The organism is Streptomyces sp. NPDC058008, from assembly GCF_042886395.1.
Taxonomy (GTDB): domain Bacteria; phylum Actinomycetota; class Actinomycetes; order Streptomycetales; family Streptomycetaceae; genus Streptomyces.
The window spans coordinates 63,676-85,671 of record NZ_JBHVQX010000016.1; the positions used below are offsets into that span (position 1 = coordinate 63,676).

Below are 21,996 nucleotides of genomic sequence, written 5' to 3' on the forward strand. Positions count from 1 at the left end.
CCCGTGCCGGGCGAACAGACTCGTTCCCGTGCCGGCAAGGCCCCCCACAGGAGGAACGCTCATGCGCAGAACTCTGTCCCTCGCACTCACCACCGCCGCGTTGGCGGTGATCGCACTGCCCGCGCCGTCGTCGGCCGCGACGACGGCACAGGCGCCCGGCTCCCTGCGGTGGGGGCCGTGCCCCGAGGGGGCCGCCGCGCCCCGGCTGGAGTGCTCGACGCTCGAAGTCCCGCTGGATTACCGCGATCCGGGCGGCCGGCAGATCGAGATCGCCGTCTCCCGGCTGGCGAGCGAGAAGCCCTCGGCCCGGCGCGGGGTCCTGCTGACCAACCCGGGAGGGCCGGGCGGAGCGGGCCTGACGTACCCGGCCGTCCTCGCCGCGTCCGGGCTGCCCGAGAAGGTGCTCGACTCCTACGACGTCATCGGCTTCGACCCGCGCGGGGTCGGCCGCAGCGCACCGGTGACCTGCGACCTGACGCGGGAGCAGCAGTGGCGTGGCAACTTCCCGCCGTACGCGCACACCGCGGCCGATGTCACGCGGGAGGTCGGCTACGCGCGGAAGATCGCCGAACAGTGCACCGGTTCGCGGACGGCGTGGATGCTGCCGCACCTCACGACGGCCAACACCGCGCGCGACATGGACCGCCTGCGGACGGCCCTGGGTGAGCCGAAGCTGTCGTACCTCGGTGCGTCCTACGGCAGTTACCTCGGTGCGGTCTACACGACGCTGTTCCCGCGGCGCGGTGACCGGATCGTGCTCGACAGCAACATGGGTCCCGGCGGGTACGACGTCACCGCGATGCGCTTGCTCGCCCGGGGCATGGAGGACCGTTTCCCCGACTTCGCCGCGTTCGCGGCCGAGCACCCCGGGTACGGCCTGGGCTCCACGCCGAAGCAGGTCACCGCCCTGTTCTACGAGCTGGTGGAGCGGCTGGACGCGAAGCCGGTCCAGGGCGTCGACGGGACCCTGTTCCGCGGATACACCTTCGAACAGCTCTACGCCGACGGCTCCATGCCCCGGCTCGCCGAGTTCTGGCAGGCCGTCGACACCGGTGCGCAACTCCCCGACCAGGAGCTGCCCGCGGGCCTGGAGAACCTGTTGGCCGCACGTTTCGCCGTGGTCTGCGGCGACTCGCGCTGGCCGGGAACGGTCCGCGAGTACCAGCGCAACGTCGCCGTCGACCGGCTGAGGTATCCGATGCTGGGCGGCTCCACGGCGAGCATCAACCCCTGCGCGTTCTGGCCGCGGGAGCGGACCGAGCCGCCGGTCCGCGTGACCGGCCGGGGCCCGTCGAACGTGCTGATGGTGCAGAACGAGCGCGATCCTGGCACGCCGCTGGTCGGCGCCCGGGAGCTGCGACGGGCGTTCGGCGGGCGGGCGACGCTGGTGACGGCGGATCAGGGCGGGCACGGGGTCTACCCGTACGGCGGCAACACCTGTGCCAAGGACGCCGCGACGGCGTTCCTGATCACCGGGGAACGCCCGGTACGGGACCTCGCCTGCGCGGCGGAACCGAGCGAAGTGAGCAAGTGACGGAGGCTGGACATGTTCGAGGAGATGCGAAGCCGCCGGGCCGCCCGGCGGATCACCCCGGGGGACGGGAGCCCGCTCAAGCGGTTCCGCTGGTGGCAGCTGCCCTACCGCTCGCTGTTCTTCCTCCGGCTGCCGGACGGTGGCGGCGGGCAGGCGGTGTACGCCGTGGACGTCAAGCGCGGTCAGGACCAGACGTCCGCCAAGGCCAAGGCCGACCTGTACCTCGACGGCACGCACCATGCCCGCTCCAGGCTTCCCGCCGCCTTCCCGGTACCGGGCGGCACCGTCGAGGTGCGGTTGAGCAACTTCGGGCTGCGACGCTGCCACTACGTCACCGCCGAGGGCACCGAGCACCTGCTCGTCCCGGACGGCGGCTCGGCCGAGGGGCGCCGCGCCCGCCTCGACCGCGCGCATCCGGCGCTGAGCCGCGGTATCGGTGCCCTCTCTCTGGCCGTGCTCCTCGTCGCCCTGGTCCTGCTGGCCACGCAATTGGCCGAACAGCTCACCGGGGTGCCGGTGGTGGCCGAGCGTCTGGGGGCCTTCACCGCGCCGGTCCGTCTGCCGGCCGCGGGTAATCTCGCGCTGACCCTCGTCACCTTGGCGGCCGGCACGGAGCGGGCACTGCGGCTGCGGTACAGCCGGCTGCTCGACGGAGCGGCGGGCTGACGCGGAGGGAGGCGCCCGGTTGCGGGGATGACCGGGCCGCCCCGCAACCGGGCTACCCCGCAACCGGGCCGCCCCGCGACCGGGTCGACTGAGCCGGCGACAGGCATCGTTGCGGCCGTCCGGTTCGCTGGCCCGATCGCGGTGAGCGCACCGTCCGCCCCATCGGCACGACCGGGCGGACGGCGAAAGGCAGGGCCTGCGGGGAACAGCTTCGTACGGCGGCAGGTGTGTCCTCGTGGCGAGTTGCCCAGCTGTGCGGGCCGGGCGGGTTCCGGGCCGTCGGCCCGCTTCGTCAGCGGTCGTGGGCTGTCGTCGCCGGGAGCCCGCCGTGTGCGGCGACCGCCCGGGCGGGGTGGAGAGGTCGGCGGCTCACGACGGAGGAGCGGGCGTACCGGCCCTCGCGGGCCGTTCCGGGAGGCGTGCGGCCCGGGAGGCCTCCCGTCCCTCTCCCCCGGTCCGCCGGCGGGGGCGGTCAGCACCCGTCGGCCAGTCGCGAATGAATTCGGCCCCGGTGGCCCGACAATGCACTGTTGAATCGGAGTAGGGGACGATCTAGGGTTCTCCGTATGGCGAATCAGATTTCGGCCGGGCCGGAGCTTCTCGAATATGTCAGGGAATTCTCGCTCAGGGAGGACGAGATCCTGCGCGACCTGCGCCGGACGACCGCGGAGCTGCCGGGCGGGACGGCGATGCAGGTCATGGCCGAGGAGGGGCAGTTCCTCGCGTTCCTGGTCGCGACGACCGGTGTCACGGACGTCCTGGAGATCGGCACCTTCACCGGTTACAGCACCCTGTGCATGGCCCGCGCGGTTCCGCCGCGGGGGCGTGTGGTCACCTGTGACATCAGCGGGCGATGGCCGGAGATCGGCGCCGAATACTGGCAGCGGGCAGGCGTGGACGACCGGATCGAGGTGCGTATCGGTGCGGCCCTCGAAAGCCTTGAGGAAATGCTCACCGATGGCGGTCCGGATCAATTCGGACTCGTTTTCATCGATGCCGACAAGGCGAATTATCCGCAGTATTACGAGCTCGCGCTGCGGCTGGTCCGGCCGGGTGGCCTGGTGGTGGTGGACAACACGCTCTTCTTCGGCCGGGTCGTCGACCCCCTCGCCGACGACGCGGACACCGCCGGTGTCCGTGAGGTCAACGCCCGGATCCGTGACGACCGACGCGTCGACGTCTCCATGCTCCCGATGGCCGACGGCATCACCCTGGTCCGCCGCCGGTGAGCCGTCGGGTCACCGGCCGGGGCAGGTCAGGCCGCGCACGGTCCGGGAGGCCCGTGCGGGGTCGGTGAGGTCCGGCGCGACCAGCTGTACCGTCGTGGGAGCGTCCCGCCGCTCGGCGACGAGGTGCAGCAACTGGACGTCCTGGCCGGCGTTCCCGGTGGCCGGCGCCCGGCAGTCGCAGGGCCGTTCGTCGAAGCCGGCGAACCGGTAGGCGATCTCCATCATCCGGTTGCGGTCGGTCGCGCGGAAGTCCGCCAGCAGATGGACACCGGCGCGGGCCGCCTGGTCGGCCAGCCAGTTCAGGATGATGGTGCCGGCACCGTACGCCACGACACGGCAGGAGGTGGCGAGCAGTTTGAGGTGCCACGCCCGCGGGTGCTTCTCCAACAGCACCACGCCCACGGCCCCGTGCGGCCCGAAGCGGTCGGTGAGTGTCGTGACCAGGACCTCGTGGCCGGGGTGCGTGAGCAGTCCGCGCAGCACCTCGTCGGGGTAGTGCACTCCGGTCGCGTTCATCTGGCTGGTACGCAGGGTCAGTTCCTCGACCCGCGAGAGCTCGTCGTCGGTGGCCCTCCCGATGCGCATCACCATCTCCAGCGAGCGCAGGAAGTCCTCGTGCGAGCCCGTGTACCGTGCCCGTTCGTCGGTACGCCGGAAGCCGGCCTGGTACATCGTCCGCCGCTTCCGTGAGTCGGCGGTCACCGACCGGGGGCTGAACTCGGGGAGTCCGAGCAGCTTCACGGCGTCCTCCGCCGGGTAGCAGCGCACGTCCGGGAGGTGGTGGGCGACCTCGGCCCGTTCGGCCGGCTGGTCGTCGATGAAGGCGATGGTGGCGGGAGCGAAATCCAGTTGCTCGGTGATGCGGCGCACGGCGTCGGACTTGCGGCCCCAGCCGATCTCCGGGACGACGAAGTAGTCGGCGACGCCGAGCGCCTGGAGGCGGGCCCAGGCGTGGTCGTGGCTGTTGCGGCTGCACACGGACTGGAGGATGCCCCGGGCGTCCAGGCCGACGATCACCTCGCGGACCGCGTCGGGCAGGACGACGTCCTCGTCCTCCAGCAGGGTGCCGTGCCAGAGCGTGTTGTCGAGGTCCCAGACCAGGCACTTCACGGTCGCGGGCGGGTCCGCCGGGGCGGTGTCGCTCATGTTCGGCTCCTTGTGGTGGCGTGCCCGGCGGTCGTGGGCGTGGTCATCGTCCGCCGAGGAGGTGGTCGGCGAGGATGAGCTGGCACATCTCGCTGCTGCCCTCGATGATCTCCATGAGCTTGGCGTCGCGGTACGCCCGCGCGACGACGTGCCCGTCCTGGGCTCCGGCCGACGCCAGCACCTGGACCGCGGCTGCCGCGCCTCTGGCCGCGTGCTCGGCCCCGACGTATTTCGCCAGCACGACGGCGGCGGCCAGGCCGGCGGCGTTCTCGTCCCAGCAGCGGCTGGCGTACTCGCAGGCCCGGGTGGCGGTCTGTTCGGAGGCCCACAGGTCGGCCAGGTGCCGGGCGACGAGCTGGTGTCGCCCCAGCGGCCTGCCGAACTGGTGCCTCGTTCCCGCGTGGCCGGCGGCCGCCGCCACGCAGGCCCGCAGGATACCCACGCAGCCCCAGGCGACGGAGATCCGGCCGTAGGCGAGGGCCGTCGTCACCAGCAGGGACAGCGGCTGGTGTCCGCCGCCCAGCAGGCTGCCGGGCGGCAGCCGTACCTCGTCGAAGGTGAGGTCGGCGTGTCCGGCGGCCCGGCAGCCCAGTGGGTCGGCCACGCGCCGCACCTGGACGCCGGGGGCCGTCCGGGGTACCACGGCCACGGCGCCCGCCTCTCCCATCCGGGCGACGACGAGGAACAGGTCGGCGTATGCGGCCGCGGTCACCCACTTCTTGCGGCCGGTGAGCAGCAGGGAGTCCCCGTCGGCGGTGACGGTGGCCTCGATGGCCGACAGGTCGCTGCCCGCCTGAGGTTCGCTGAAGGCCATGGCCGCCAGGTCGCCGGAGGCCAGCCTGGGCAGGAGGTCGGCCGCCTGCGCCGGGTCGCCGAGGCGTTCGACGGCCCACGCGGCCATGCCCTGCGAGGTCATGACGCTGCGCAGCGAGCTGCACAGGCTGCCGACGTGGGCGGTGAACTCGCCGCTGTCCGCGCTGCTCCATCCCGGTCCGCCGTGGTCCGCCGGGACCTGGGCGGTGAGGAGGCCGGACGCCCCGAGTTTGCGCACCACGTCCTCGGGCAGCCGGCCCGCCCGGTCCCATGCGCCGGCCCGGTCGCCGACCAGTTCCGTGACGGCGGAGGCCGCCGCGGCGACGGCTTCACGCACCGGAGCCGCCGGTGGCCGGGGGGCGGAGCCGCTCGACGAGCGCGGCCATCCGGTGCACGGTGCGGAAGTTCTCCATGCGCAGGTCGGCGCCGCGGATGGAGATGCCGTACGTCCTCTCCAGGTGCACCACGAGTTCCATGGCGAAGAGCGAGGACAGTCCGCCGGTACCGAAGACGTCCGCGTCGGTCGCCCAGGTCCTGCCCGTGCGGCGTTCCAGGAGCCGCAGCAGGTCCGTCTGGACGGTGCCGGGGTCGCCCACGGATTCCGGCACCGGCCGGTTGGATGACGTGGTCATGCGTGTTCTCCCTCGTACTCGTAGAAGCCGCGTCCGCTCTTGCGGCCGAGGTGGCCGTCCCGCACCATCTCCAGCAGCAGGTCGCAGGGGCGGCACCCCTCGTCGCCGGTCCGGCTGTACAGGACCCACAGCGAGTCGGCCAGGTTGTCCAGCCCGATGAGGTCGGCGGTGCGCAGCGGGCCGGTCGGGTGGCCCAGGCATCCCTGCATGAGGCGGTCGACGGACTCGGCGCTCGCGGTGCCGGCCGCCACGACCCGTACCGCGTCGTTGATCATGGGGTGCAGGATCCGGCTGGTGACGAAGCCCGGTGCGTCGTCGACCACGATCGCCTCCCGGCGCAGCGCCGTGAGCAGCGTCCGCAGTGCGTCCAGGGTGGTGTTCGAGGTGTGTGTGCCCCGGATGACCTCGACGGTCCGGATCAGGTAGGGCGGGTTCATGAAGTGGGTGCCGATCAGGTCCGCCGGCCGGGCCGCCGCCCGGGCCAGTTCGTCGATGGGGATCGCGGACGTGTTGGAGATGACCGGGGTGCCGGGTGCGACCAGCGCGGACACGTCCGCGAGGACCTTCGCCTTGGCGTCGGCGTCCTCGGTGACCGCCTCGATCACTGCGGTGGGGGCCGCGTCGTCGGCCGTGACCAGGCCGGCGAGCGACAGGCCGGTGACGAGCGTGCCGGGTTCGGTCCCGTCCGGGAGTGCGCCCATCAGCCGTGCCGTCCGTACCTGGTGGGCGATCCTGGCCGGTGCCTCGTCGAGCCGGCGCCGGTCCAGGTCGATCAGCGACACCGCGATGCCGTGTCCGACGGCCAGGGCGGCGATGCCTGATCCCATCACCCCCGCCCCGAGTACGGTGAGTCGCTGCCCGGCGCCGGGCGTTCCGTTCTCCGCTGCCATGTGGTCCCTCTCTCGGATCCGGCTCGGCGTGTGCTGCCGGAGCTGCGTCCGGACTCGGTGGGGCCGATGGCCCGGGAGCGGTTCCGGTGCCGCCGCCCGGGGTGGGGCCGCCGGTCATTCCTCGGAGCGGCTCACTTCGGTCCGCCGGGGCGGCCGTGGTGGCACGAGGCCGCCCGCGGGTTCCGTGTAGAACTGCTGTGCCCACTGGCGGTACCGGCCGATCGGGCCGTCGCCCTTGGCGAGCTTGGGCTGCTCGACGTGCTCCTGGTGGTGCCACATCAGCAGGTCCGCTCCGGTGTCGACGCTGGCCACCCGCTGGAGGACCGCGCCGGCCAGCCGGGCCAGCGGCGTGGCCGCCACGCGCCCGATCGTCGCGGGCACGCCGGGGAGGCCGTTCAGCTCCAGCTTCGTGCCGAAGCGGAGCTGGATGCGTCCGGGGCCGGTCGGGGTCGCGTGGAGCATCACGTAGAGGTTGCCCGCGTCCCGGGGCAGTACGGAGCGGGCGGCGATGGTGCCCAGTCCGATCACCGTGAGCGTGTAGGACTGGCGGAACCCGCGCATGACGGTGCCGCGGGCCGTCGCGGTGACGGTGCTGACGGGTTCCCCGGGCACGGGTGTGCCTTCGATGTCGAGGTCCTTGAGGCCGTGCAGGGCGGGCAGGTGGCCCCAGTCGAAGGCGTTCTCGATGACGTCCTGGGGGTGCCCGGCGATGTCGTAGGTGTCGTGGCTGAACGGCTGCCGGACGTCCATGGGGAAGGCCGGCACGTCCCATTCCGGGGGCAGGCCGAGGGCGTGCCACCACACGTAGACGGAGCCGTTGACCTCGCACACCGGGTACTGCGCCAGTGAGGCCCTCGGTGGCGGCTTGTCGTAGCCCGTGCGCACGCAGGTGCCGGTCGGGTCGAACGCGAAGCGGTGGAAGGGGCAGACGATGTCCTCCCCCTCGACCGATCCGCCGACCCCGAGGTGGGCCCCCAGGTGCGGGCAGCGCGGCCGGACGGCACGCAGGACGCCCTTGGCCGTGCGGTAGACGACGACCTCCGCTCCGGCGAGCGGGCGGGTGATGACGGACCCTGGTCGCACCTCGTCGGCGAAGGCGACGCAGAACCAGCCGTTCGGGTAGGGACGGGAGGGGGCGTGCAGCGTGTCGGCGGGGGCCGCCGCGCCCAGGTCGGCTCCCCGGGAGTTGAGGAGCTGCTTGACCAAGGGCTTCAGGTGAGGCTTCACGGCTTCACTCCTGGTGCTTCACGGGGCAGGCGGCGGTGCCCTGTCGGGTGGACGGCTGGAGGGGGGCGGACCGGGGGGCGGCCGTGCGGAGCCCGGGGCTCGCGGCGTCGTCCGCCCGCCGTTCGCTGAGCCGCAGGTTCAGTCCGCGTGAACTCAGGCTGGTCTCGACCTTGGGCCGGAAGGGCTGTTCGCCGACGGGGCTCAGCTGCCAGCGGGCGACGATGGCGGTGAGGGCGAGGATGGCCTCGGTGAGGGCGAACTGGTCCCCGATGCATTTGCGGGGTCCGGCGCCGAAGGGGATGTAGGTGGCCCGGTCGGGCTGGGCGTCGAGCCAGCGGTCCGGGTCGAACCGGTCGGGCTCGGTGTAGAGGTCGGGCCGGCGGTGCAGGAGGTACGGGCTGAGCACGAGGGTGCTGCCGCCCTTGAGCTGTACGCCGCCGAGTTCGGCGTCCTCCCTCAGGGTGCGCGTCATCATCCAGGCGGGCGGGTACAGGCGCAGTGTCTCGGTCACCACCCGGCCGGCCAGCCCGAGCGAGGGCAGGTGCGCGGGGTCGAGCTCCTCGCCGTTCAGGACCTCGTCGGTCTCGGCCTGGAGGCGGTGCTGGACGTCCGGGTTCGTGGCGAGCAGGTGCAGCGCCCAGGCCAGGGTGATGGCCGTGGTCTCCATCCCGCCGAGGAAGAACGTCAGGGCCTCGTCGGCGAGTTCGGCGTCGCTCAGCTGTTTCCGGCCGTCCTCGCTCTCCTCGTCCACCGCCCCGACCAGTGCCGAGAGGAGGTCGGCGTGGTCGGTGGGGTCGGCCCGCCGCTCGGCGATGATCTGCGCGATGGTGTCGGCCAGCCGGGTGCGGGCCTGGTCGTACCGCCGCTTCTGCGGGGTCGGTACCTGGCGCAGCAGGGCGGGTGTCATCATCCGGCGGAAGAACGCGCTGACGATGACGGCGGTGTCGGCGAGGGCCCGCCGCATGGTCTCCTCGGGGAGCGCGCCGCTGAACATCGTCTGCATGGTGGCGCGTGTCGTCAGCGTCATCATCTCCTGGGTGATGTCGAGGACGTCCCCGTCCTTCCAGGAATCCGCCTTCAGCCCGGCCGCCTTGGCGAACACCGCTCCGTAGCCGGGGAGCCGGGTGGGGTGGAACGAGGGCTGGCACAGCCGCCGCTGCCGCCGGTGCAGGGTGTAGGAGCAGGTGGACAGGCCGTCGCCGATGACCTCGCGGATGCGGTCGTAGATCGGCCCGCCCTTGTCGTAGACGCGGTCGTTGAGGAACACCTGCCGGGTCAGGGCCGGATCGCAGACCATGACCGCGGAGGTCGGTCCCAGCCGGACGCGGACCATCGTGCGGTATTCGGACAGGGACATGATGAACGCCAGCGGGTCGCGGAGCAGGGGCAGCGCGTGGCCCAGCAGTGGCAGGCCCTGCGGGGCGAGCGGGACCGACGCGGCGGTCGCCGTGGTCGTGTCTGTCATGGTCAGCCTCATTCCGTTGGTCACCGGCCGGCCGGTACCGCGGCGGCGGGGTCGCGGGTGATTTCGAGCAGCGCGGTGGTCCAGCGGAAGCCGAGACCGAAGCTCACGACGAGGACGCGTTCTCCGGCGCGCAGCGTGCCGGAGCGGAACAGCCGGTCGAGGGCGAGCAGGATGTCGCTCGGTCCGGCGTGGCCGAGGTGCCGGCCGAAGGTCCAACTGGTGTCGTCGGAACGGACGCTGAGGGGGGATCCGGCGAGCACCATGTCGAGCACGACCGACCCGATGGCGATGGCCACCACGTGCGAGATGTCCTCGGGTTTCGAATCGGTCTCGTCCAGGACGGTCTCCACACAGCGGCGGGTGGAGCGCTGCAGCGCGTCGATGTGGGGCATGAGGCCGGTCTCCTCGGCGAGGAAGGAACGGGCGCCGGCCGGTTCCTTCCTCGCCCGGGTCAGGACCTCCAGTTGAGGTTCCGCCGCCTGGGCGGTGGCCGCCAGCCGGGCGAAGCCCGTCCGGCGGGTGAGGACCGCGGCGGCGCCGGCGTCACCGGCCACGTAGCCGGTCTCCCGGACGTGGCCCCAGCGCCCGGCGGGGAAGCGGGCACCGGCCGTCACCAGGGCGGCGTTCGCGTGCGGCCGGGCCGTGAGGTGTTCGGCGGCGGTGACGAGGGCGGCGGCCCCGCCGTCACTGGCGGCGCCGACCTCGATCCCCGTGGTGTCCGGTCCTCCGAGCACCCGCAGCAGATAGGGCGCGGGGGTGTAGTGGTCCTCGTCCTGGAAGTGGGCGTGCACGACGAGGCTCAGGTCCGTGCCGGTGACGTCCGCGTGGCGCAGTGCCTTGAGGCCGGCGCGGGCCGCCATCTGCGTCGCGGTGTGGTCCGTGGAGACGGCGGCCGAGGTGAAGCCGTTGAGGGCCGCCATGGAGGGCTGCGCGGTGTCCGGGCTGCCCCACGGCTCGTGTTCGCGCTTGATGGGCGGTACCCACGCACCGGTTCCTGCGATCGTGATGTCCTGCCACAACACTGCTGTCTCCTCGGCTGTCACGAAAGGGGCGGCTGCGGAACGCGGGGGTGGGGCCTGACGAGTTCTCCGCTGTGGTCGAGGGCGTGTGCGCTGACCCCCGTGATCCGGGCGAGCACCCGGCCGCCGCCGGTGGTGGCGGTCAGGGCGCCGGTGGCGAAGTCGCAGTGCAGCCGGATCTCCGGGTTCTCGGCGCTGAGCCGGCAGTCGTTGCCCGGCCCGCTGAGGTCGACCTCGTCGAGGCCCGCCATCGGGCCGACCGCCGGCGGGCTGTCGCCCCGCGGTGGCAGCAGCAGCAGGTGCACCATCGCGTCGAGCAGGATCGTCGGCACGGTCGTCCCGGCCAGGGCCGGCGCCCAGGCCTCGTGGTCCAGCCGGAACCTGCCGCTGTTGCCCCCCGGTCCGCGCGCGTAGTCGCCGGTGCCGGCGAACGGGCCGGTGAGCGAGATCGGCGGGTCCGGGGAGTAGACCGGCATCGCGAAGTCGGGCTGGGGCTCGTAGGCCGAGCAGTCGGGGGGCCCGGGGAGCTCGGGGTAGCGGTCGGCCAGTACGACGTTCGTCTCGCACAGCAGGTCGTTGAAGCGCAGCACCTTGCCGTTCTTGCCGATCCGGTGGGCCGTCATCCTGACGGCCACCTCCGCCCGGCCGTGCTTCCGGCTCGTCACCCGGGCCTCCACCGCGACGGTGCGGGGCGGGCCGGCGAGCCGGATCTTGATCGACGCCCGGCAGACGAGTCCGCGGAACCCGGTGACCACGAGGCCGGGGCAGAGCGTCGCGGCGGCTCCCGCTGCGGCCTCCAGGGTGAACGTACCGGGCAGGGTGTACTCCCCGTTGACCCGGTGGTGGCGCATCCACCGGCCGTCCTGCTCGGCGAGGGTGCCCGGGTCCCAGGTCTTGGTGAAGACCGCCCAGTCCGTGCCCCGGTACAGGACGCCGTCGAGCAGCGGTGTCGTCAGTGCCGGGTCGGGTGCGGCGGGCGGCGGGGCGTCCGGGGCGGGGACCGGCAGTTCGCCGGAGGCGCCGTAGGTGCTGATTCCGCGCCGGCCCAGCAGGACGCGTTCCTCCTCCCGGATGAAGAAGGCCACTCCCCCGGCCGGCGGGCGGGTCACCGCGGAGAGGAACTGCGCCTGTCCCTGCGCGGTGCTGATGTAGGCGTCCATCCCGTTGCGTTTCAGGGTCTCCCGCATGGTGAGGCTGCTGGCGACGCCGACCTCCCGCCAGCCGCTCCAGAGGACCGCGACCTCGGCGTGCCCGTCGGGCGCGTGCCGCTGGGCCCGGGCGCTCGCGTAGGCGAGGTACTCGTTGACGGCGCAGTAGTCGATGTCCCCGGGTGCGGGGGCGAGGGTCGCCAGGGTGCTGAAGTTGCACCAGATCCGCGGTGGCCGGCCCGCCAGGGCCCGTTTGAGGTTGCGGTAGCCCGTTGCCTTGGTGGCCCGGACGGCCCGGAAGTCGGTGAGGGTCTTGGCGTGCAGGGCTCGCGAACGCAGGTCCAGGACGGTGTTGATGAGCAGGTCGATCTTTCCGTGCCGGCCGAGTACCTCGTCGAGGACGGCGGTGGTGCGCTCGGCGTCGAGGACGTCGCACACTCTGTGGTGGACACGGTCCTGGCCGCACAGGTCGGCGAGCCGTCGCACCGTACGGCGTACCTCCAGGCGCGCCTGGGCCTTCTCGTAGGCGGCGCGCAGTTCACCCACCGACGCCCCGGGGCGCCGACGGCGCTCGGCTGCGATGAACTCGGCCTGCGGCGGCAGCTCTTCGCCGCTCTCCGGCAGCGCGGTGCGGCCGATGACGTACACGTGGGGGCGGTCGCTGGTGCGGGCGACTGCGTGGAGGAGTTCGGGGGTGATCCCCCGGGCGCCGCCGAAGGCGACGACGACCGCGCCGGGCGGCAGGGGCGCCTCCTCGGCGGGGGGTGGTACGCCGGGGTCGTCGTCGACGACGGCGAGGGTGGACCAGTCGCCGCCTCGGCAGGCCAGGGTGTGTGTCGGCACCTGGGCGGTGGCCGCCCGCGCGAGCTGGTCCAACGCCGTTGCGGGGTCCGGTGCGTCGCTGAGCAGGGTCACTCCGCCGCACTGCGGGACCTCGGCCCGCACCGAGCGGACGAGGCCGGTGAACAGGCCGCTCAGCGGGGCGGGCAGGTCGTCCGGTACCGGCCCGAGGAGGAGTGCGCCGAGTGAGCCGCCGGTGCGCAGGGCGGGGAGTGCGGCCTGGAGGGTGGTGAACGTCAGGTCCTGGAGGTCCTCCAGCCGGCCCGCCTCGGCGTCGTCGCTCCCGTCGTCGCTCCCGTCGTCGAGGGGCAGCCGGGACAGGACCCTGATGTGGCGGGGGACGAACGGCAGCGCGGTGAGGGCCGCGGGCGCGTCCTCGGGCGGTACGTGGCCTGCGCCGGGGACGGGACGGGGTGACCAGACGGCGGTGTCGGGGCCGGTGGCGGCCTCGGCGAGGTCGGGGGCGTCGGTGATGACGATCGTGCCCGGCGGGATCGCCGGCGCGGCGGGGTCCTCGGGCGGCGCGGGCGTCGGGACGAACCGGAACGCCTGGCGGCGGCCGATGCCGTCGTCGCTGTGCTCCGGCGCGGGAGCGGGGTGCTCGGGTGCGGCCGGGACGGGCTCGGTGAACTCCGGCGCGCGTGGTGCCCGCTCGGCCTCCTCGGGGTCCGGGTGGTGGTGACGCGGGGCGCCCGGCCCGGTGAACCGGATCAGCGGCGACCCGGGGGCGGCGGGCGCCACCACGGTGTCCTTGCCGCTGACGAGCGCTTCGACGACCGTCAGGAGCGCGTCCAGCGACAGGTAGGTGTGTCCGGCGCCTTCCAGCACGGGGAGGGAGTGCGCGGGCGCCGCCGGACGGGTGTCGGTAGCGCCGACCGAGGTGGAGAGGGTCCCGAGGACCGGCAGGCCGTGCTCCAGCGCGGTCGAGCGCCGGGCGACCGCCAGGACCGCCGCGCCTTCCGCGATGGACCGGCCCTCCGGTACCAGACCGGAGAGGTGGCGGTCCCAGCCGCTGATCGGCCGCTGGCACACGGCGCCGATCAGGGCCAGGTCGCAGGCCCGGTGGCGGAGCTGGCGCAGGGCGATGTCGACCGCGCTGTGCGCGGAGTCCCGCTGCGCGTAGACGCTGGTGCCCATGCCCCGGAGGTCGTAGTAGTTGGCGGCCCGGCCCGACAGGATGCAGGAGACCGCACCGGTGAAGTCGTCCTCGTTCAGGTCGCCGGGGATCACCCCCTTGGCCTCGGCCATCCCCTTGGCGAGGTACTCCTTCAGCGTCTGCGCCTGCACCGGGTCGGGCAGGATGTCGAACGTGGTGGCGCACTCGGCGGCGTGCACCCGCAGCGCGGCACGGGTGTTGTGCGTGGTCGGCAGGGTCGAACCCACCACGATGGCCGTCGTGGGCCGCAGAGCGGTGCCCGGCTCGCCGAGCTCGTCCAGCAGCGGACCGAGGGCCTGAAGCACCATCAGGTGGGCGGGGTCCATGTGCCGCATCGTCAGCGGCGGGATGCGCACCTCCCGCGGGGAGGGCAGGGGGTAGGGCGTCCCGAAGCCGGCTTCCGGCGGCGGTCCTTCACCGGCCAGCCAGGCGGGCACCTGGGCGGACTCCAGGCCGGGCAGGTGGGTGTTCCAGCCCACGACGACCAGGTCCTCCGTGTCGGCGGCCGCGTCGCCGCCGCGCCTGTCCGCGGGGGCGGCCGACGGCACCCGGTCGGACAGGACGACGTGCGCGTCCGCCCCTCCGAGGCCGAACGACGACACCCCGACGACCCTCGGCCGTACGTCGTGGGCCGGCCAGGACGCGTCGGTGACGGGTACGGTCAGCCGCTCGCCGCCGCCGAGCAGCGGGTGCGGGTCGGTGACCACGGGCTGACCGGGAACGGCCCCGCGTTCGAGGGCGACCAGGGCGTGCGCGACCGAGACGAGGCCGGCCAGTACCCCGGTGTGTCCGAAGACCTGCTTGTTCGACGTGAGGAGGCACGCCCGCTCACGGGGCCCGAGCCGGGAGAGCAGCGAGCGCAGTTCGATCTCGTCGCCGACCGGCGTGCCGGTGCCGTGCGCCACGACCCAGTCCACGTCGTCCGCCTCGACGCCCGCGTCGGCCCAGGCACGGGAGATGGCCAGTTCCTGGCCGCGCGTGGCGGGTGCGTGGATGCCCTTGCCCCGGCCGTCGGCGGCGAGCCCGGTGCCCCGGATGACGCCGAGCACCCGGTCTCCGTCGGCCATGGCCCGCTCGTAGGACTTGAGCGCCAGTGTGATGGCGCCCTCACCGATCAGGGTCCCGTCGGCGGCCTGGTCGAAGGGGCGGATCCGGCCGCTCATCGAGATGCCCTGGGCGCGGCAGAAGAGGGTGAATCCGATGGGTTCGATCACCGAGGTGCCCCCGACCAGGGCCACGTCGACGGATCCTTCGCGCAGCGCCTTGACCGCCGCGTCCACGGCGAACAGTCCGCTGGCACAGGCGGCGTCGAGGGTCAGGTGCTGGGCGTCGTCGGGGATGAGCCCGCGCAGCGCGTTGCGGGAGACGGACGCGGGCAGGTAGGCCTGCGGGTCGCCGCCGTCGCCGCCGTAGTGTGCGGTGATCGCGTGGTCGGCGAGCTCGGCCAGCCAGTCGCCGTCCGCGTCGGCGGGGACGGCATCGCGCACCATGCGCCGGTACTCGTCGCCCAGTACGACGCCCTGGGGGCCGAGCCCCGTCTGGTCGTGGATCCCGGTGGTGGCGGCGAGCCACCGGTCCGTCGGCCGCCGGCGTACGCCCTCCAGGGCCTGCACGGTGCAGTGGCGCAGCCAGCGTGTGGTCCGCGGCCACCCGGGGTGGCCGGCGTTCCCGTCCGGCTCGGCGACCGAGGCGGGGTCGGGGACGAAGTCCTGGAGGTATCCGGCCTCGCGGACGTAGAAGGCGTCGGTGTCCTCGCGGGTCGGCGCCCAGAAGTGCTTCAGGTCGAAGGCGGACGGTTCGCTGGAGATCAGCACACCGTCCCGCAGCCGGTCCCAGAACTCCGCCGTGTTGTTCGCGCCGGGCAGGGCCAGGCCGAGTCCGACCACCGCCACGGCGCCGGGGTCGGTCAGCTCCGACGGCTCCGGGGCGGGGGTGGTGACCGGGGCGGGGGCGGACGGGGGCGAGGGGGCTTGCACCTGCGTCGGCTCGGGCGTGGAGGCAGGGTCCTGTGACGGTGACACCGTGCGCGCCTCCGCCGGCTCGGGGAGGGGCACCGGTGGTGGTGTGGGTGCCTGTGCCGCCTCGGGGAGGGGAGCCGGTGGTGGTGTGGGTGCAGGCGCCGACTCGGGGAGGGGGCGCGGTGCCGACGTACGCACCCGCGCCGCTTCGGGCGTGGAGGCAGGGGCCGGTGACGGTGACACCGTGCGCGCCTCCGCCGGCTCGGGGAGGGGCGCCGGTGGTGGTGTGGGTGCCTGTGCCGCCTCGGGGATGGGAGCCGGTGGTGGTGTGGGTGCCTGTGCCGCCTCGGGGAGGGGGCCCGGTACCGACGTACGCACCCGCGCCGCTTCGGGCGTGGAGGCAGGGTCCTGTGACGGTGACACCGTGCGCGCCTCCGCCGGCTCGGGGAGGGGAGCCGGTGGTGGTGTGGGTGCCTGTGCCGCCTCGGGGAGGGGAGCCGGTGGTGGTGTGGGTGCCTGTGCCGGGCGGGCGGGCGCAGGCTGTCCGGCGTCGGTGGACAGGTCGGCTCGGGACGGTGGTGCCGACACCGCTGCCGCGACCGACGCGGCCGGCTGGTGCCGGGCGGCGGGTACGGTCACCTGTTCCGCCAGCCTGCTGTGCAGCCGCATGCCCTGCATCCCGCCGATGCTGATGCCGCCGTCGGCGACGAGGGTCTGCCCGGTGATGAAGCCGAGGTCCTCGTGCAGGAGGTGGACGATCAGCTTGGCCGCCTCGGGCGTCGAGAGGGTGCGGCGCATCAGCTCGCCGTTGCCTGCCGGGCCGCCGAGGGCCGCCTCCGGGGCGTCGAGATTCACGACGATCTCGCTGGCGACCGAGCCCAGCAGTACCGTGTTGACCCGGATCTCCCGGTCGGCCAGTTCGAGCGCCAGGTAACGGACCATCGACTCCAGCGCCGCCTTGGTGACGCCGCCGGGCCCGTAGCCGGGAACGGGCTGGTGCGCTCCGACACTGGACAGGCACAGGACGCTCGCGCCCCTACGCCCTGTCATGAGTGCGGCCGCGCGGCGCGAACAGTGGTAAGCGGCCATCACGTTGGTGGACCACGCGCGCTGCCAGTACAGGTCGTCGATGTCGAACAGGGGCAGGAACGCGCCGCCCGCGGCGTTGTTGATCAGGATGTCCAGACCACCGTGCCGCTCCTCGACCAGGTCGAACATCCGGTCGATCTCGCTGGTCTTGGCCACCGAGGCACGGATGAACTCGCAGCTGTGTCCTGCCTGTTCCAGCTCCGCCCGCAACTTGTCGGCCTGCTCGACGGAGTGGAAGTAGTTGACGATCACGTGCGCGCCGCGCCGCGCCAGCTGGCGGACGATGTCCGCGCCGAGGCTCTTCGCGGCACCCGTCACGAGTGCGACCCGGCCGTGCAGACTGTCCGTGGAGGTCATCACGCGGCAGCCTCTGCCCGGCCCTGCACGACGGTCTCCGCGATCCGGCGCAGTGTGCCGACGGTCAGCAGGGAGGAGTTCGCCCGCAGATCGGGCAGGTCGAAGCGGTCGGACACCCGACCGAGCAGGACGACCTGCTTGAGCGACTCCACTCCCAGCTCGGACTCCAGGCCGTCGTCCTCACCGAGCAGGTCGGCGGGGTAGCCCAGGAAGTCACCGTAGAGCGTACGTAGTTCGGCCAGCACCGAGTCGTAGTCCAACCCGGCGGACGCGGGCGGGGTGACGGAGGCGGCCTCGGTCGGGACGGCCGTGACCGGTGCGGCGGCCGGGGCCGGGACCTCCTCGACGGGGGCGGCGGGGGCCAGGACCTCCGCGGCCGGAGCGACCCTGACCGGGACTTCCACGACCGGGGCGGCAACGGGGGCGTAGGTGACGGAGGCCGCGTAGGGCGTGGGGGCCGGCACGGTGGCGGGCGGCGCGGGGGAAGCCGAGACCGCCGGCACCGTCACCGCTGCGACCGTGGCGGGGGTCCTCACCCGCGCCGGGGCACCGTGTCCGGTGCTCGACGGCGCCGGGAGGCGCGAACGGAACCGGCCGACGTCGGCGGTCTCGGCGAACAGCGTCCGCACGGCTTCGACCGGATCGCTCTCGCTCAACGGGACGACACACTGCACACCCGGGACCGATGCCTCGACGAACTTGGTCACGACCGGCCACTCCCCGCACTCCACGAAGGCATCGGCGCCCGCCGCGTGCAGCTCCCGGATCGTGTGCAGCATCCGGACCCGCGCGGTGAGGGCCCCCGCGACCAGGTCGACCGGGTCGTCGTCGCCGACGTCGCGCCCCAGCCAGGGGGAACGCACCCGCCAGCGCCCGGAACCGTAGGGGACCCGTGGTGCGGTCGCCCTCAGGTCACGCGCGGCCTGCGCCATCGCCGGAGTGTGGGTCGGATGCGGGACATCCAGAGGAAGACTCGGCCAGCCGAACGCGTCGGCCACCCGTTCCACCTGTTCGATCAGCCGTTCAGGGCCACTGATGACGCTCTGTCGAGGTGCGTTCTCGCAGGCCAGCACCAGGTCCGGATGGTTCATCAGCCCGGCCAGCGACTCCGCCCGACGGCCGTCCACACCGACGGCGAGCATCTTCCCGTCCCAGTTCTGCCGGCTCAGCACCTGCGACCGGGCAACGGCCAGGCGTGCGGCGTCCTCCACGGACAGGTGCCCCGCGGCGGCCAGAGCCCACAGCTCCCCGATGCTCTGCCCCACGATGGCAACGGGCTTCACACCCTCGGCGATCAGCATGTGGTGCGTCGCGATACTGACCGCGAAGATCTCCAGGTACTGCGCCTCGGGACCGCGCCGCTGGCTCGTCCCCCCGGGCTCGGTCAACCGGGCACTGACGGGAGGCAGTCCCATCTCCCCGGCTGCCTTGTCGATGCGGGACAGCGCCTCTCGAACGGTCTCGTAGCGGCTGTGCAACTCGGACAGGATGCCCGCGCGCGGGGCGGCCACCGTACCCGGCATGACAAAGACGGAATCCACCACGTGCATCACCCTCATCTCCGTCCCGTACTGGAGGCGACGGAGCGTCGGCCAGCCGGGCCCTGATACGCCACAACGGCGCGACGAAATCAACGACTTACGTGCGCTTGCTTCGCTGTACCGGAGGGACGGGCCCGGCCGAATGTGACCCGTCGCTGATTGCCATTCCTACACGCGCGGGCCCCGCTCAGGGCGTTTCCTGCCGAACGGGGCGCCGATACAAGCTAACCGGGCCCTTTCTGGAGGGTCAATGATCCCCAGGCCCTACTTTCAGCCTAAACGTGGAGAGTTCATTAATTTACCGAGCATGTAATAGCGACGACAATTGCACTCTTGTCGCTGCGCGACGTCTCGTGTTAGCCAGAGTCCACGAATCACGACATCACCAGCTATAGAACGTGTTCAGACCCAACACGGCCGTGGCTCTGAGACATCACGCGTTCAGGGTTTCGAACACAATCCGATGAGCTGAATTGGCCGAGACATGGCATATGACCTGGATCACGCGCGAACCCAGTCGTGCGGAACGACGCTTACGGACGGCCACGCCGCCCGCGCCGCACACCAGCACACGCCCCCTCGCGGTCACGCAGCCCGCGTGGACGCCGGCGCAACCCGGGCACTTGAACAGGCATTTCCACGGTGCACGCGCTCCCCGCACGTCCCTGGTGCCGGCCCACCACACCGCGCACACGCACGAGCCTCCCTACACACGGTCACCCCCGCCCGGTGCGACCGCACCCCGCCCGCCACCCCGGCAGCCGCCCCATCCCGTGCGGGTGAGGCCGGTCGCTCGCCACGCGGTCTCCGGTCGGCCCCTGTCGCCTCATCGGGCATCGGAGACAGTACGGCGACCGCACGCGACCAGGGCACCGAGGGTGCGCCACCACTCGATCAATCGCCTTGACGTCGACTCAACGGAAACATTGCGGCACACTCCTGGAAATTCGAAAAGAAACGCGAGTGACGTGACGGACCGACAGATGTCCGTCTCCCCTCCCCCGCAATGCAATTCGGGCAGACAACGGACACCCACGCCCGAACTTCTTCCGTATTCACGGTCGTCATATCGAACAGTTCGAGCGGTCCGCATACAATCCGCGCACGGAGGCGGCACGCATCGACGGGCGAGCAGAGCGATCCTCTACGGACCCACCTCGTTGGACCCCGTCCGCATCCGGACCGGCGCAACTCCAATCCCTGGACAACACGCTTGCCCTACGACGGAGTTGCCTTGGATGCCTACTCGCAGATTCCTGGAAGTGGGCTATGAGCGGCCGGTGGACGACAACCACCCGGCAGGGTTCGACTCAGCCGACAGGGACGGTGGCGCGCCCGCCCCCTCGGGGGCGCGGCGTCGGCCGCGCAGGGTGGAAGGCGATGGCGTGCCTGTTCGCCATGACGTCGCGCTTGCCCTCGAAGATGTCGACGAGCCGGGCCCGAGAAGGTCCGGGGGTGCCGTCCGGGCGGGGCTCGAACTGTTGGAACCCGGCCCGGACAGCGGCCGTACCGGCACAGTCACAGGTCCTCGCCCTGGATCGGGAGCGGTGCGGGGGCGACGGACCCACCGATGCGGCAGCCGACCGGGGCATGGGTCCCGGGGACGTCGGGGTGACGACGGCACAGATCCGCACCTCGGAGGCGGTGACGAGGCCGTCGACGTCGGAGGCCCAGCCGCATGCCGGACGAGGATGTGCGCGACCGCCTGACCCCGAAGGAAATGCGCGCCATCTCATCAGCACCGCAGGGGCCGGTCGTTCGGGCTCGGACGAGGACGGTGACCCTTCGGTGGCGCCTGGGCGAACCGCGAGGTCAGTCCGCCTGTGACAGAACGAAGACGTGTCGGAGGACTGGCTGTAACTCGGTGCGAGGTACAAATATTCCCGACCGCACGCACCGCGCTTTTCAGGGGGATTCACCATGAAGTACACCCGTGCCACCGCTCTCGCCGCCGTCAGCGTCGCGGCGACCCTCTCGCTCACCGCCTGCGGCGGCAACGGCTCCGCGCAGGACTCGTCCTCCAAGGGCTCCACGTCCTCCTCCACGTCTGCCCCGGACCAGGGTTCGAAGCCGGAAGGCGGCTCGGGCTCCGACGGTTCGGAGGCAGACAGCGCGAAGTCGGGCTCCAACGGTGTCACCGAGGCGGAGGGAACCGCAGCCGACACGACGAAGTCCAGCGGCAAGGTGACGTTCTGCAGGACGAAGGACCTGGCGATCGACGCGAAGAACGCCGCGCCCGACAAGGTCTCCGGCCGGATCGACATCACCATGGTCAACCGGGGTTCGACCACCTGCTCGGCAACAGGCTTCGCGGGCGTCGACATCAAGGACGCGGACAACACCTCGAACCCCATCGCGCGCGGCCACGCCGAGCCGCGCATCACCACACTGAAGCCCGGCGACGCCGCCGTCTTCGACCTCGCCTACGACATCGACACCACCGGCGGAAGCCTCTCGTCACCGACCAACATCCTGGTGACGCCCCCGAACGAGACCCACACCGTCAGCCTGACGTGGCCCGCGGACGCGGGGGACATCAAGGGCGCCTACACCGACGTCGAGGTCTACCCCACGCACACGACGAAGTAAGCAGCGAGGTGTCTGCGGCGGGCCCGGGCAACTGACCGCCGCAGCCGGCACGGCCAGGACGATCCATCGGGTAACGGGCCGGCGCGTCGACGAGTCGTGAACGGTGAATCATCACGGTTCATGGCACGAGGTGATCTCGCGGACCGACAGCGCTCAGTGCCACCGCCGTCGTCCTCGGCGGGGAAACGGACCGACGGCCGTCCTTGAGGTCGGAGGGGCATCCGATGGACTGTGTACGGTTCCGAAATCGGCTCCCGGCGCTTTCCTCACGGCCGGAGGCCCGTCGGGGTCTGGCCTCCGGCCCGTTCCACCGATGACGGCGGAACGGGTCTGGCACCCGGGCTCGTCCGGCCGCAGCAGCCGTGTGCTGATCCTGGACCGGCGATCACGTGGGCCTTGAACGTCGGCTCCACGGTGCGGAGTTCCCATCGGTGTACGGCCGGGATACGAAAGCAGAGTGACCTGCGGGAGGAACCGCCGGAGGTCTCTCCACAGAGTCCCTGATCATGGATCGGGACGCTCATGAGGCACGGTCACCGGCGCTACGGTGAGCTGACCGTCGCGCGGAAGTCAACGGCTCGTATCGCTCGACATGACGACAAGTCAGCAGACGGATTCACCTGTTCAGCGCGTCGATTCACCGTAGTTCGACGACATGTCGGAACAGTCCGCGTGTCCCGCCCCTCGGCCGGGTCGG

General features: G+C 72.3%; 13 protein-coding genes. 4 read left to right on the forward strand and 9 right to left on the reverse strand.

All coding sequences use genetic code 11. The annotated features are described in order from the left end of the window. Window positions 1-61 precede the first annotated feature (61 nt). From ACFVS9_RS17900 to ACFVS9_RS17910, 3 genes are all read left to right on the forward strand, one after another. The gene (locus tag ACFVS9_RS17900) at window positions 62-1,534 is read left to right on the forward strand and encodes an alpha/beta hydrolase (protein ID WP_389933351.1); all 1,473 of its coding nucleotides are present in this window, start codon (window positions 62-64) and stop codon (window positions 1,532-1,534) included. 12 nt (window positions 1,535-1,546) lie between these two features. Continuing rightward, the gene (locus ACFVS9_RS17905; RefSeq protein ID WP_389933354.1) at window positions 1,547-2,200 is read left to right on the forward strand and encodes a hypothetical protein; all 654 of its coding nucleotides are present in this window, start codon (window positions 1,547-1,549) and stop codon (window positions 2,198-2,200) included. Between the two features lie 566 nt (window positions 2,201-2,766). Continuing rightward, window positions 2,767-3,429 (forward strand): O-methyltransferase, encoded by a 663-nt coding sequence (locus tag ACFVS9_RS17910; RefSeq protein ID WP_389933357.1) that lies wholly within the window; start codon window positions 2,767-2,769, stop codon window positions 3,427-3,429. Window positions 3,430-3,438: 9 nt separating this feature from the next. On the opposite strand, the gene ACFVS9_RS17915 is transcribed toward ACFVS9_RS17910, so the two are convergent. From ACFVS9_RS17915 to ACFVS9_RS17955, 9 genes are all read right to left on the reverse strand, one after another. Further along, a complete protein-coding gene (locus tag ACFVS9_RS17915; RefSeq protein ID WP_389933359.1) occupies window positions 3,439-4,575 on the reverse strand; it encodes an HAD-IIIC family phosphatase in 1,137 nt (378 codons plus the stop codon). A gap of 43 nt (window positions 4,576-4,618) precedes the next feature. Continuing rightward, window positions 4,619-5,725 carry an acyl-CoA dehydrogenase family protein gene (locus tag ACFVS9_RS17920; protein WP_389933362.1) on the reverse strand — a complete coding sequence of 369 codons (1,107 nt, stop codon included), beginning with the start codon at window positions 5,723-5,725 and terminating at the stop codon, window positions 4,619-4,621. Continuing rightward, window positions 5,718-6,020: an acyl carrier protein gene (locus ACFVS9_RS17925; protein ID WP_383112904.1), complete on the reverse strand. Its 303-nt coding sequence runs from the start codon at window positions 6,018-6,020 to the stop codon at window positions 5,718-5,720. The genes ACFVS9_RS17920 and ACFVS9_RS17925 overlap by 8 nt, the downstream gene beginning before the upstream one ends. After that, on the reverse strand, window positions 6,017-6,910 hold the full coding sequence (locus tag ACFVS9_RS17930) for a 3-hydroxyacyl-CoA dehydrogenase family protein (RefSeq protein ID WP_389933365.1): 894 nt from the start codon (window positions 6,908-6,910) through the stop codon (window positions 6,017-6,019). The genes ACFVS9_RS17925 and ACFVS9_RS17930 overlap by 4 nt, the downstream gene beginning before the upstream one ends. Before the next feature lie 114 nt (window positions 6,911-7,024). Continuing rightward, a complete protein-coding gene (locus ACFVS9_RS17935) occupies window positions 7,025-8,137 on the reverse strand; it encodes a Rieske 2Fe-2S domain-containing protein (protein ID WP_383112902.1) in 1,113 nt (370 codons plus the stop codon). 4 nt (window positions 8,138-8,141) lie between these two features. Then, complete coding sequence (locus ACFVS9_RS17940) at window positions 8,142-9,602, reverse strand: cytochrome P450 (protein WP_383112901.1); 1,461 nt, start codon at window positions 9,600-9,602, stop codon at window positions 8,142-8,144. Between the two features lie 20 nt (window positions 9,603-9,622). After that, window positions 9,623-10,624: a 3-oxoacyl-[acyl-carrier-protein] synthase III C-terminal domain-containing protein gene (locus ACFVS9_RS17945; RefSeq protein WP_389933370.1), complete on the reverse strand. Its 1,002-nt coding sequence runs from the start codon at window positions 10,622-10,624 to the stop codon at window positions 9,623-9,625. Window positions 10,625-10,641: 17 nt separating this feature from the next. Continuing rightward, window positions 10,642-17,169 (reverse strand): SDR family oxidoreductase, encoded by a 6,528-nt coding sequence (locus tag ACFVS9_RS17950; RefSeq protein ID WP_389933373.1) that lies wholly within the window; start codon window positions 17,167-17,169, stop codon window positions 10,642-10,644. Beyond that, a complete protein-coding gene (locus ACFVS9_RS17955) occupies window positions 17,169-18,692 on the reverse strand; it encodes an acyltransferase domain-containing protein (protein WP_389933376.1) in 1,524 nt (507 codons plus the stop codon). Before ACFVS9_RS17955 ends, ACFVS9_RS17950 begins: the two co-directional genes overlap by 1 nt. A gap of 1,938 nt (window positions 18,693-20,630) precedes the next feature. Here ACFVS9_RS17955 and ACFVS9_RS17960 point away from each other — a divergent pair. After that, window positions 20,631-21,299 carry a DUF4232 domain-containing protein gene (locus tag ACFVS9_RS17960; protein ID WP_383112897.1) on the forward strand — a complete coding sequence of 223 codons (669 nt, stop codon included), beginning with the start codon at window positions 20,631-20,633 and terminating at the stop codon, window positions 21,297-21,299. The last annotated feature ends 697 nt before the right edge of the window (window positions 21,300-21,996 follow it).